We start from the raw sequence: 12,092 nt of genomic DNA on the forward strand, positions 1-12,092 counted from the left end.
AAGGGAGGGAACATGGCTCAACAACTCGTTTCGGCCATCGGCGTGATGGTGGCGGGGGTCTTTGCCTGCGCTGCCTATTACTGGCTATCCGACAAGGTGCTTCAGGCGATCTTTCCGGTCCGCTCGGGAGACGTGCTGCAGGCATCCCGCAACCTCAATCGCCGCGCGGCGGTCCGGCCCTGGCTGTTCATCGGCCCGGCTTTGATCCTCCTGCTGGTCTATCTGGTCTACCCCGTCATCGCCACGCTGATCCTGTCTTTCTATGACCGGACCGGTAGCGAATTCGTCGGTCTCGCCAATTATCGCTGGGCGTTTTTCGATGCCGGTTTCCGCCAGTCGATCTTCAACAATATTCTCTGGCTGGCCGTCGTGCCGGCCGCCTGCACCTTCTTCGGTCTCGTCATCGCCGTCATGACCGATCGCATCTGGTGGGGCAACATCGCCAAATCCATTGTCTTCATGCCGATGGCGATCTCCTTCGTCGGCGCCTCCGTCATCTGGAAATTCATCTATGAATACCGCGCCGAAGGTCAGGTGCAGATCGGCCTCTTGAACGCCATCGTCGAGTTTTTCGGCGGCAATCCCGAAGTCTGGATTTCCATGCCCTTCTGGAACAATTTCTTCCTGATGATCATCCTCATCTGGATCCAGACCGGTTTTGCCATGGTCATCCTGTCGGCAGCGCTGCGCGGCATCCCGGAAGAAACCATCGAGGCGGCCGTCATCGACGGGGCCAATGGCTGGCAGATCTTCTGGAAGATCATGGTTCCGCAGATCTGGGGCACCATCGCCGTCGTCTGGACGACGATCACCATTCTCGTGCTCAAGGTCTTCGATATCGTGCTGACCATGACCAACGGCCAATGGAACACCATGGTTCTCGCCAATCTCATGTTCGACTGGATGTTCCGCGGCGGCGGCGACAGCGGCCGAAGTGCGGTCATCGCGCTCATCATCATGGCGGCCGTCACCCCGATCATGGTCTGGAACATCCGCCAGGCGAACCGCGAGATGGAGGGCCGCTGAGATGAATATTTTCAAACGCCTTCGCCGCGTCGGCCTGCCGCGCCTCATCGTCCATGCCAGCGTTCTGGTCGTCGTGCTGCTCTGGCTCCTGCCAACGCTCGGCATTCTCGTCAGCTCGCTGCGCGACAAGGACCAGATCACGGTCTCCGGCTGGTGGACGGCCTTCTCCAGCTCCGAACAGACCTCGGCAGTGCGCCTCGCCGATGCTTCGGTGCAGAAGCAGGACGGCAACCGCTACGTGATATCGGGCAATGTTTTCGAAAGCGGACAGGGCGGCAAGGTTGCAGCCTTCGGCGTTCGCGTACAGGAACCCACGGCGTTCAAAGCCGGCGAGGCGGCCGATATCGGTGACGGCGAAACACTGCTCGTTAATACGGACGGCAGCTACGAATATAGCAAGGCCTCGAGCTTTGAAGGCTCTCGCGGCAAGCGCGTCTATATCTCCGTCGCGACGCCGCCCGTCTTCACGCTCGACAATTACCGGACGGTCCTGACCTCGGAAGGCATCGGCCAGTCCTTCGTCAACTCTCTGACCGTAGCCGTGCCGGCAACCGTCATCCCGATCCTCATTGCCGCCTTCGCCGCCTATGCGCTGTCATGGATGAGCTTCTCCGGCCGCAATCTGCTGATTGCCATGGTGGTGGGCCTCATCGTCGTGCCGCTGCAAATGTCGCTGATCCCGCTTCTCAGGCTCTATAATGAAATCGGCACCATCTTCGGCGTGCCGTCCAAGACCTATGCCGGCATCTGGCTGGCGCATACCGCCTTCGGCCTGCCGCTCGCTATCTATCTGCTGCGCAACTATATTTCCGGCCTGCCGAAGGAGATTATCGAAAGCGCCCGTGTGGATGGTGCGAGCGATTTTGAAATCTTCGTCAAGATCATCCTGCCGCTCTCCTTCCCGGCGCTCGCCTCCTTCGCCATCTTCCAGTTCCTGTGGACCTGGAACGACCTGCTCGTCGCCATGGTCTTCCTCGGCACGCAGAAGGACGAGCTGGTGCTGACCGGCGCCTTGAACGCGCTGCTCGGTTCGCGCGGCGGAAATTGGGAAATCCTCACCGCCTCGGCCTTCGTCACCATCGTTGTGCCGCTCTGCGTTTTCTTCGCCCTTCAACGTTATCTCGTGCGTGGCCTGCTCGCAGGCTCCGTCAAGGGAGGCTGATTATTCCATGAACGCCCATACCAGACAGGACACTTCCATGACCGCTTCGGTGACTTCCGCTTTGACGCCCAACAAGGACTGGTGGCGCGGCGCTGTTATCTATCAGATCTATCCGCGCTCCTATCAGGACTCCAATGGCGACGGCATTGGCGACCTCAAGGGCATCACCGACCGTCTGGCGCATATCGCCAATCTGGGTGCCGACGCGATCTGGATCTCGCCCTTCTTCACCTCGCCGATGAAGGATTTCGGTTACGACGTCTCGAACTATGTCGATGTCGATCCGATGTTCGGCACGCTTGCCGATTTCGACGGCCTGATCGCCGAGGCCCATCGCCTCGGCATCCGCGTCATGATCGACCTTGTGATGTCGCACACCTCGGACCAGCACCCGTGGTTCGTGGAAAGCCGCGCCAGCCGCAGCAATTCGAAATCGAACTGGTATGTCTGGTCGGACAGCAAGCCGGACGGAACACCGCCCAATAACTGGCTGTCGATCTTCGGCGGTTCCGCCTGGCAGTGGGATCCGACCCGCATGCAATATTACATGCATAACTTCCTGACCTCGCAGCCGGACCTCAACCTGCATAATCCGGAAGTGCAGGAAGAACTGTTGAACATCACCCGCTTCTGGCTGAAGCGCGGCGTCGATGGTTTCCGCCTCGACACCATCAATTTCTATTTCCATGACCTTGAGCTGCGCGACAACCCGGCGCTGGCGCCGGAGCGCCGCAATGCCTCCACCGCCCCGGCGGTCAATCCCTATAACTTCCAGGAACATCTCTACGACAAGAACCGCCCGGAAAATATCGCCTTCCTGAAGCGCTTCCGCGCGGTGCTGGACGAGTTTCCTGATATCGCCGCCGTCGGCGAAGTGGGTGACAGCCAGCGCGGCCTCGAAATCGTCGGCGAATATACATCCGGCGATGACAAGATGCAGATGTGCTACGCCTTCGAATTCCTGGCGCCCGACGCGCTCACCCCGCAGCGCGTCGCCGATGTGCAGGCGGATTTTGCGAAAGCCGCACCGGAAGGCTGGGCCTGCTGGGCCTTCTCCAACCACGATGTCGTGCGCCATGTCAGCCGCTGGGGTGAGCATGTCGAGGACAAGGACGCCTTTGCCAAGGTGCTCTCGGCACTGCTGATGACACAGCGCGGTTCCGTCTGCATCTATGAGGGCGAAGAACTCGGCCTCACCGAAGCGGACATTGCTTTCGAAGATTTGCAGGATCCCTACGGCATCCAGTTCTGGCCGGAATTCAAGGGCCGCGACGGTTGCCGCACGCCAATGGTGTGGGATGCCGGTCATGCCCAGGCGGGCTTCTCGACGTCGGAAAAGACGTGGCTGCCCATTCCGGCCGAGCACAAGCAGCGCGCCGTCAGCGCCCAGCAGGGCAACGAGGCTTCGGTGCTGGAACACTACCGCCGTTTCCTGACCTTCCGCAAAAAGCACCCCGCTTTTGCAAAGGGCGGCATCGAATTCCAGCCAGTTGAGGGTGAAGTGCTGAGCTACACCCGCACACTCGGCAACGAAACCGTGCTTTGCCTCTTCAATCTGTCCGCAACGCCGGCAAAGGCCACGCTGCCGGAAGGGAACTGGGAGGTTCTCGAAGGCCACGGCTTTGCAGGCGGTCTTGAAGGCAGAAGCTTAGAACTTCCGGCATGGGGCGCATTCTTCGCCCGTTACGCCTGACAGAATAGGGAGGAACACCCATGACAAGTCTCGTTCTCAAGGATATCCGCAAATCATACGGGCAGGTGAAGGTCCTGCACGGCATCGATCTTCAGATCGAACAGGGCGAATTCATCGTTTTCGTCGGTCCCTCGGGCTGCGGAAAATCGACGCTGCTGCGCATGATCGCCGGTCTGGAGGAAATCACCGGTGGCGAGATGTATATTGACGGCCAGCTCGTCAATGAAATCCCGCCCTCGCGGCGGGGTATTGCCATGGTGTTCCAGTCCTATGCGCTTTATCCGCATATGACGGTTTACGACAACATGGCCTTCGGCATGAAGATCGCGAAAGAGAACAAACAGGAGATCGACCGCCGCGTTCGCGCCGCCGCCGAAATCCTGCAACTGACGCAATATCTGGAGCGTCTGCCCAAGGCGCTCTCCGGCGGCCAGCGCCAGCGTGTCGCCATCGGCCGCGCCATATGCCGCAACCCGAAAGTCTTCCTGTTCGATGAGCCCTTGTCGAACCTCGATGCGGCGCTGCGTGTCGCCACCCGCATCGAGATCGCCAAGCTCAACGAGCAGATGGCCGATACCACGATGATCTACGTCACCCACGACCAGGTGGAGGCGATGACGCTGGCGGACCGTATCGTCGTTCTGAATGCCGGTCGTGTGGAACAGGTGGGTGCGCCGCTCGAACTTTACGAAAGGCCGGCCAATCTCTTCGTGGCGCGCTTCATCGGCTCGCCGGCCATGAACATCATTGCTGCAAAGATCACCGGAACCGGCGAAAAGACCTCCATCGAACTTGCGGGCGGCAAGACGCTCGCCGTTTATGTTCCCACGCCCGCAACCGAAAAGGGCAAGGCGGCGAGCTTCGGTGTGCGGCCGGAAGATTTGAGCATCGTCACCGGGGACGATTATCTTTTCGAGGGAAAAGTCGCGATCGTCGAGGCGCTCGGTGAAGTGACGCTGCTTTATCTCGAAGCGCCCAAGGGGCAGGAGCCGATCATCGTCAAGGTGCCGGGCATCGTTTCCGTCGGCAAGGGCGAAACCCTGCGTTTTGCCGCACCGCAGGAAAAGCTCCACCTCTTCGACGCCGAGGGCAAGACCTATCGCAACTAATTGCCGTCGATACCGAAACCGTGCCCCGGAACCTCCTCGTTCCGGGGTTTTTTCCTGATCGTTTGCCGCTGTGGAAAAATGTCGGAAATGTCCCGCTTCCGGTCTGTTTAAGCCTGCGCTGATATGAATTGTTAAAGACTATGACCTAGTCTCAATCCATTGATCGAGCATGGGAGTCTGGGCGTGCAGAGCGGTACGGGTGTCATCAGGAACCATTACCTGAGCAAGGAAGAATCCTTCATGTATGACCGCGAAAGCCGGTTTCGCATGGAAGATACCATGAACGCCGCGCGCATCGAATATACCGAAAAGGCCGTGATGCACATGGCGGCGCGCCGCTGCGATGTCATCCGCATCTCCCAGACCGAAGCGGTGCTGGCGCTGCTGACGAAATATAACCTGCCGAACCAGTTCTATCTCGATATTCCCGACGCCCGCATCACCAAGATCGGCTGCGTGATGTTGCGCGTCAACGCCAACAACACCATCCACGTCCGTTTCCTGCGCATGCTGACGCAGAAGGAACTGGACCGCATTTTTGTGTTCAGCACGCATCCGGCGCATAGAGACCGGAAGCTCGATATCCGGTCGTTCTGAAGTCCTCTCGACCATTGGCAAAAATGGTCTGGCCGGTTGTTTTAACGGTTTGCGTTGTTGTGGCCGTCTCCTGTCGTTGCTAACTATTATCATCGGATGGTATAGGTGAAGGCAGAGAGGATATCGGCATGGCAAGCAGTGCAAATCTCGGCCGTCACCTTGAAGGCTATGTTTCCGATCTTGTGAAGTCGGGACGCTACAACTCGCGCAGTGAAGTACTGCGGGAGGGCGTTCGGCTGGTTGAAGAGCGTGAAAAAAGGCTGGCGGCTCTCGATTTGGCGATTGCGCGCGGTATCGCCGATGCAGATGCCGGACGGACTACACCAGTAGACGATGTTGCCTCTCAACTCAGCGCCAAATACCGGAAGATGGCGGAAGAACGCGGACTGTGATCGTTGTTCTCACCAACGAAGCCAAGGCAGACCTGGAGCGTATCGGCGATTTTATCGCGGCCGATAATCCGCGACGGGCGGAAACATTCATCGCCGAACTGCTGGACCGCTGTCTGAGACTGGCGGAAATGCCGCAAGCCTATCCTCTGATACCCCGTTATGAGCAAAGCGGCATTCGCCGTCGTCCCTATGAAAACTATCTTGTTTTCTATCGCGTCACCCAAACGCGTGTGGAGATTTTGCACATTCTGAATGGTGCCCAGGATTACGAATCCATTCTCTTCCCGCAGTCCTAATTCGTGCCGTACCACTTAAATCGTGGCACAACCGCGCGGCAATGAATCAGTCGTCTGTGGAACAGTGAGGAGGACTGTCACCGCCTGCGGCATATGCGACCTTAAGAAAGCCCACCCAGAACCGTCTGCTTCAGCTTCACATCCGGGACCTCGGTGAACGCAAGGTCGCTGCGGCCGAAATAGGATTTCTGGTTGGTGGCGGACCAGTCGTTGCAGACCAGCTTGTAGCGCTCTTTGTTTTCCGGCTTTTCCGGCATGGCGTAGAGATAGTCGCCGGTGCGCGCGGCGAGCGGAATGTCGCCATCCTGATTGCAGCGCTCGAGGATTTGGGCGAGCGCCTCGCCATCCACTTCCGCCACCATCAGCTTGCCGTCGAAACGCAGCGAGGCGTTGAAATCGTAGCGGCGAATATCGCCCTCGGGCAGGCCGGCACCAAACGAAGTGTGGCCGATGAAGCCGACATCCGCACCGGTTTTTGCGGCGATGAGTTGCGCCACACGGCGGCCCGCCTCATCGACGGTCATTGCCTTCGCGGATTTGCCGACGATTGCCCGTTCTTCTGCGGTCAGGTGCTTTTCGAGTGTCTGTTCGATCAGGGTCTTGAGAGCCGATGAGCTGGGAGCGCTGCGATCGATCGTAACGGTCTCGATGGCCGAAGCCTTGCCGGGAGCCGCAATCGTCGCCACCGTCATGGAGGTGCACCATGAGCCGGTATGGACATAACGGGTGGCGCCCTGTTCGTGTACGAAGTTCAGATGGTCATGACCGCCGACCAAGAGGGTGCCATCCGGCAGCAGCGGCAGTATATCGCGGTCGGCGACGACGCCGGCATGGCTGAGAACGATGTTGATCGCATCCGCTTTGACGATCCCCGGCAAATTGGCCTTCGCCCATTCGACCGGCTGCGGAATATCGAGCATCTCGCGCGTGGCCTTCGGATAGGTGTTGATCGCATTGGTGGCGAGACCCGCCACAACGATCTTCCGTCCGCCGACGCTTACTTCGGCGCTGGCCGCCGCATAGGGTTTTCCGCTGCGCTTGTCGATGATGTTGGAAAGCACGGTGATGCCGAGGGCCTGCGCGCGGGTGACGAAATTGGAAAGGTCGTTGTCGATATCGGACTCATGATTGCCGATATTGATGACGGTGGGGGCGAGCTTTGCGAGCGCCGCCAGGAAGGTCCATTCGATTTCGCCGGCCGAACGGGCGGCCACCGCATTGCCGATCTCGAAAAGATCGCCGTTCAGCAAGATGATATGAGGCGCCTTGTCGGCGGCGATGCGCGTTTCGATGGCCGCGAGAAGCTGGCCGATACGCTCATAGGCCGAATGCAGGTCGGAGATGACGATTGCACGCAGCGCCACGTCCTGCGCCATAGCCGGCTTTGCCGCCACCATCAGCGGCAGCAGGGCGGTGCCCGCCATAAGCTTCAGCACATCGCGGCGTTTGCTCGAGAAAATCGTCATATCAGGTCCCATCATCCGAAACTGCACCGCCGTCCCGCGGCCGGCTGAGAAGGCCCTAAAGGGCGATCATCACAGCCGCATGACAAGTCTGACGTTTAAGACGTGGGAAATAAAGCGGTTTCTGCGTCAGCTCTCCGCGATGAGGCGTGCATTCAGGCGATGCCGCAAAGTGGGGTTGAAAGGCGAAAGCCGCATCCGGCCTTCGCCCATCAAAAATCAATGGAACAGAACGCTGGCGCCCTGATCGGCCGGACCGGCATTGCGGCGGAAGGGGGCGAAAAGCTCGCGGCCCATGCCCCATTCATTGCCGGAAAGATCGGCGCGCGCCGGTTCGCGTTTCGCGAGTTCAGCGGCCGAAACGAGCACTTCCAGCGTTCCTGAAATGGCGTCGAGACGGATGATGTCGCCATCGCGGATAAGCGAGATCGGGCCGCAATCGGAAGCTTCCGGCGTGACATGGATGGCGGCCGGCACCTTGCCGGAAGCGCCGGACATGCGCCCGTCGGTCACCAGCGCCACCTTGAAACCGCGATCCTGCAGCACGCCGAGCGGCGGTGTCAGACGGTGCAGCTCGGGCATGCCATTGGCCTTCGGTCCCTGGAAGCGGACGACAGCGATGAAGTCGCGGTTGAGCTTGCCGTCCTTGAACGCGTCCTGAAGCTCCTGCTGATCGTGGAACACGATTGCCGGCGCTTCGATGATGTGGCGTTCCGGCTTGACGGCGGAAATCTTGATGACCGATTTGCCGAGATTGCCGGTCAGCATCTTCAGACCGCCGGTCGGCTGGAACGGGGTCTCGATGCTGGAAAGCACCTTCGGGTCGTGGCTTTGCTCGGGCGAGGGCTGGCGGGTGACGGCGCCCTTTTCATCGAGCTTCGCATCCACGGTATAAGCTGAGAGCCCCTGTCCGAAGACGGTGCGCACATCGTCATGCACGAAGCCCTGTTTCAAAAGCTGCTTGATGAGGAAGCCCATGCCACCGGCGGCGTGGAAGTGGTTCACATCGGCAAGACCGTTGGGGTAAACGCGGGCGAGCAGCGGCACGATGTCGGAAAGATCGGAAATATCCTGCCAGGTGAGGATGATGCCGGCGGCGCGCGCCATGGCGATCAGATGCATGGTGTGGTTGGTGGAGCCGCCCGTCGCATGCAGGCCGACGACGCCGTTGACGACGGATCTTTCGTCGATCATCTCGCCTGCCGGCGTGAATTCGTTGCCCTGCGCGGTAATCGCCAACGCCCGCTTCGTTGCCTCGCGCGTCAGCGCATCGCGCAGCGGCGTGCCGGGATTGATGAAGGAGGAACCGGGCATATGGAAGCCCATGATTTCCATAAGCATCTGGTTGGAATTGGCGGTGCCGTAGAAGGTGCAGGTGCCGGGGCCGTGATAGGATTTCGATTCCGCTTCCAGAAGCTCGGCGCGGCCGACCTTGCCTTCGGCATAAAGCTGGCGGATGCGGGATTTCTCGTCATTCGGCAGGCCGGATGTCATCGGGCCGGCGGGAACGAAGACGGCGGGCAGATGGCCGAAGGCGAGGGCTGCGATGACGAGGCCGGGCACGATCTTGTCGCAGACACCGAGATAGACGGCGGCGTCGAACATGTTGTGGGAGAGGCCGATGCCAGCCGCCATGGCGATGGCGTCGCGGGAAAACAGCGAAAGTTCCATGCCGGGCTGGCCCTGGGTCACGCCGTCGCACATGGCGGGAACCGCGCCTGCCACCTGGGCTATACCGCCCGCTTCTTTGGCCGCATCGCGGATGATCGCCGGGAAGGTCTCATAGGGCTGGTGCGCCGAGAGCATGTCGTTATAGGCGGTGATGATGCCGAGATTGGGAACCCGGTCGCCGGCAAGGATGTCCTTGTCGGCGGGGGAACAGACCGCAAATCCATGCGCGAGATTGCCACAGGAAAGTACGGAACGGTGAACGCCTTTTGAGACCTGCAGCCGCAGCCGCTCGAGATAGGTCTCGCGGTAGGGCTTGGAACGTTCGACGATGCGGGCGGTGATGGCCTGAATGCGGGAATCGGCGGACATGGGCGTTCATCCTGTTCGTTGGTCGGCAACCGGCGTTCCGGGAGGTGAACGGCCGGTTGTCGTGTTTCAGTCTTCATGTCTTCGGGGCGCTTTTCGCGGGCCGCAGAGGCGGCAACCGCGTTGGCTTATGGCGCCCAGTATATATCCACGGGCGTTTCAGCGCGGTTCAGCACGGCGCGGATCGGCATTTCATCCTCATCCTCGCCCGACTGTGCTTTTTCCAGCGTCGCCTTCTTGGCAGCACCTTCGATATGCAGCACCAGAAACTCGGCATCGTGCAGGCTGGAGAAGTTGAAGGTTAACCGCTCCTCTCCCGCATTCTCCGCCGCCATGGTCAAAACGCCGCGCGGTTCATCGAGGTCCAGCGCTTCGTAGAGATTGTCTCCACCGGGGAAGAACGATGCCGTGTGGCCATCCGTTCCCATGCCGAGAATGACGACATCGAACGGGTCGCAGATCGCCTCGGTCTTGACGGTCGCAAGCGTCGCGGCATCTTCCGGTGAGGCCGCCGGCTGGAACAGCGGCACGAAATAGGCCGACTTCGCCTTGTCCTGCAAAAGGTTCTCGGCGACGAGGCGGTGGTTCGAACGGTCGCTTTCCGGCGGCACGAAACGTTCGTCCACCAGCGTCACGCTGATATTGGGCCAATCCAGATCGTGTTTGGAAAGCGCCTGAAAGAACAGCTTGGGCGTCGAACCGCCGGAGACGGCAATGCTTGCCGCACCGCGATCCTTCGTTGCTGCATCGAGGCGCTTGGCAACCTCCGCCGAAAGAGCGGTTGCCAGTTCGGCGGCGGTGTCGAAGACGTGGATCGTTTCGCTCATCGCCAGGCCCTCAATCGGCATCGTGCCAGGTGCGGCCGTCGCGCTCGATCAGTGCGATCGAGCCGCTCGGACCCCAGGTGCCGGCGGTATAACCCTGCACGCCCTGTCCCAGATCTTCCCAACTCTTGAGAATGGGGTCGATCCAGTCCCACGCGGCCTCGACCTCGTCGCGGCGCATGAACAGCGTCTGGTTGGAGCGAATGGTGTCCATCAACAGCCGCTCATAGGCATCGGGGCTGCGCACGTTGAAGGCTTCGGCAAAGCTCATGTCCAGCGAGACCTGACGCAGGCGCATACCGCCCGGGCCGGGGTCCTTGATAAGCAGGGACTGCTTGACGCCTTCATCCGGCTGCAGGCGAATGACCAGCTTGTTGGCTTCGATCTTGCCGGCTGCATCGTCGAAGATCGAATGCGGGATCTGCTTGAAGGTGACGACGATTTCCGAAACGCGGGTCGCGAGGCGTTTTCCTGTGCGGATGTAGAAAGGAACGCCGGCCCAGCGCCAGTTGGCGATTTCAGCCTTGATGGCGACGAAGGTTTCGGTGTTGGAAACGCCGCCTTCCAGCTCTTCCAGATAGCCCTTGACCGGGCCGCCTGCGGAAGCGCCGGCGCGATACTGGCCGCGAACCGTCTGCTTTTCACATTGCTGGTGTCGATCGGCTTCAGCGAGCGCAGAACCTTGAGCTTTTCATCACGCACGGCTTCCGCATTCATGGATGCGGGCGGCTCCATGGCGACAAGGCAAAGCAGCTGCAGGATATGGTTCTGCACCATGTCGCGCAGCGCGCCGGCCTTGTCGTAATAACCGGCGCGGCCTTCAAGGCCGACCGCTTCGGCAACGGTGATCTGCACATGGTCGATATGGGCGGAATTCCACAGCGGCTCATAAAGCGCATTGGCGAAACGCAGCGCCATCAGGTTCTGCACCGTCTCCTTGCCGAGATAGTGGTCGATACGGAAGATCTGCTCTTCCTTGAAGACGTGGCCGATGGTGTCGTTCAGTTCCTGCGCGGAAGCCAGATCGCGGCCAATCGGCTTTTCAACGACGATACGGGTCGAGCGGGTGATGAGCTTGTGCTCGCGGATCTTGTCGGCAATATCGCCGAAAATGCCGGGCGCAACAGCCAGATAGAAGGCGCGCACGCGCTCCTTGCCTTCGTCCAGCAGCTTCTTCAGCACGTCCCAGCCATTATTACCCTTGGCATCGACTGGCACGTAGAAAAGCCTGTTCAGGAAGATGGCGACCTGCGCATCGTCATATTCGCCGGCCTTCAGGTGCTCCTTCAGCGCGTCCTGCGCGAATTTGCGATATTCCTCGTGGGTCATGACCGAGCGCGACGCACCGATGATGCGGGTCGGCTCCGTGAACTGGCCTTCGACCTGCCGGTGATAAAGGGCCGGCAGAAGCTTGCGCTCGGCAAGATCGCCCGTGCCGCCGAAAACGACACAATCAAAAGGTTCAACAGGAATGATCTGACTGCTCATATCGA

Annotated in this window: 10 protein-coding genes and 1 pseudogene; 7 read left to right on the forward strand and 4 right to left on the reverse strand. The window is 60.1% G+C overall.

The window, feature by feature from the left end; all coding sequences use genetic code 11:
• Positions 1-12 precede the first annotated feature (12 nt).
• The 7 genes from L904_RS02585 (at position 13) to L904_RS02615 (ending at position 6,275) form a co-directional block, all read left to right on the forward strand.
• Complete coding sequence (locus L904_RS02585) at positions 13-1,026, forward strand: carbohydrate ABC transporter permease (protein WP_004432574.1); 1,014 nt, start codon at positions 13-15, stop codon at positions 1,024-1,026.
• Position 1,027: 1 nt separating this feature from the next.
• Positions 1,028-2,188, forward strand: coding sequence for a carbohydrate ABC transporter permease (locus L904_RS02590; RefSeq protein ID WP_020812903.1), 1,161 nt, complete (start codon positions 1,028-1,030; stop codon positions 2,186-2,188).
• A 37-nt stretch (positions 2,189-2,225) separates the two neighbouring features.
• On the forward strand, positions 2,226-3,881 hold the full coding sequence (locus L904_RS02595; protein WP_031234459.1) for an alpha-glucosidase family protein: 1,656 nt from the start codon (positions 2,226-2,228) through the stop codon (positions 3,879-3,881).
• 20 nt (positions 3,882-3,901) lie between these two features.
• Entirely contained in the window at positions 3,902-4,990 is a 1,089-nt protein-coding gene (locus L904_RS02600; RefSeq protein ID WP_020812901.1) for an ABC transporter ATP-binding protein, read from the forward strand.
• Between the two features lie 240 nt (positions 4,991-5,230).
• Complete coding sequence (locus L904_RS02605) at positions 5,231-5,587, forward strand: hypothetical protein (protein WP_035236048.1); 357 nt, start codon at positions 5,231-5,233, stop codon at positions 5,585-5,587.
• A gap of 128 nt (positions 5,588-5,715) precedes the next feature.
• Entirely contained in the window at positions 5,716-5,979 is a 264-nt protein-coding gene (locus L904_RS02610; protein ID WP_020812900.1) for a type II toxin-antitoxin system ParD family antitoxin, read from the forward strand.
• Positions 5,976-6,275, forward strand: a complete 300-nt coding sequence (locus L904_RS02615; RefSeq protein WP_020812899.1) for a type II toxin-antitoxin system RelE/ParE family toxin — start codon at positions 5,976-5,978, stop codon at positions 6,273-6,275. Before L904_RS02610 ends, L904_RS02615 begins: the two co-directional genes overlap by 4 nt.
• Positions 6,276-6,376: 101 nt before the next feature.
• On the opposite strand, the gene L904_RS02620 is transcribed toward L904_RS02615, so the two are convergent.
• The 4 genes and pseudogenes from L904_RS02620 to zwf form a co-directional block, all read right to left on the reverse strand.
• Positions 6,377-7,741 (reverse strand): metallophosphoesterase, encoded by a 1,365-nt coding sequence (locus L904_RS02620; protein WP_020812898.1) that lies wholly within the window; start codon positions 7,739-7,741, stop codon positions 6,377-6,379.
• A 216-nt stretch (positions 7,742-7,957) separates the two neighbouring features.
• Positions 7,958-9,778, reverse strand: a complete 1,821-nt coding sequence (gene edd, locus L904_RS02625) for a phosphogluconate dehydratase (protein WP_020812897.1) — start codon at positions 9,776-9,778, stop codon at positions 7,958-7,960.
• Positions 9,779-9,903: 125 nt separating this feature from the next.
• Positions 9,904-10,602: a 6-phosphogluconolactonase gene (pgl, locus tag L904_RS02630; RefSeq protein ID WP_020812896.1), complete on the reverse strand. Its 699-nt coding sequence runs from the start codon at positions 10,600-10,602 to the stop codon at positions 9,904-9,906.
• A 10-nt stretch (positions 10,603-10,612) separates the two neighbouring features.
• Positions 10,613-12,087 (reverse strand): annotated as a pseudogene (gene zwf, locus L904_RS02635) (glucose-6-phosphate dehydrogenase).
• Positions 12,088-12,092 lie beyond the last annotated feature (5 nt).

The sequence above is a fragment of the Agrobacterium sp. LY4 genome (assembly GCF_001526585.1).
Taxonomy (GTDB): domain Bacteria; phylum Pseudomonadota; class Alphaproteobacteria; order Rhizobiales; family Rhizobiaceae; genus Agrobacterium; species Agrobacterium leguminum.

Coding starts and splice junctions, on each gene's coding strand:
- L904_RS02610 (WP_020812900.1), top strand. CDS start 5,716: ATGGCAAGCAGTGCAAATCTCGGCCGTCACCTTGAAGGCTATGTTTCC.
- L904_RS02590 (WP_020812903.1), top strand. CDS start 1,028: ATGAATATTTTCAAACGCCTTCGCCGCGTCGGCCTGCCGCGCCTCATC.
- pgl (WP_020812896.1), bottom strand. CDS start 10,602: ATGAGCGAAACGATCCACGTCTTCGACACCGCCGCCGAACTGGCAACC.
- L904_RS02600 (WP_020812901.1), top strand. CDS start 3,902: ATGACAAGTCTCGTTCTCAAGGATATCCGCAAATCATACGGGCAGGTG.
- L904_RS02605 (WP_035236048.1), top strand. CDS start 5,231: ATGTATGACCGCGAAAGCCGGTTTCGCATGGAAGATACCATGAACGCC.
- edd (WP_020812897.1), bottom strand. CDS start 9,778: ATGTCCGCCGATTCCCGCATTCAGGCCATCACCGCCCGCATCGTCGAA.
- L904_RS02620 (WP_020812898.1), bottom strand. CDS start 7,741: ATGACGATTTTCTCGAGCAAACGCCGCGATGTGCTGAAGCTTATGGCG.
- L904_RS02595 (WP_031234459.1), top strand. CDS start 2,226: ATGACCGCTTCGGTGACTTCCGCTTTGACGCCCAACAAGGACTGGTGG.
- L904_RS02585 (WP_004432574.1), top strand. CDS start 13: ATGGCTCAACAACTCGTTTCGGCCATCGGCGTGATGGTGGCGGGGGTC.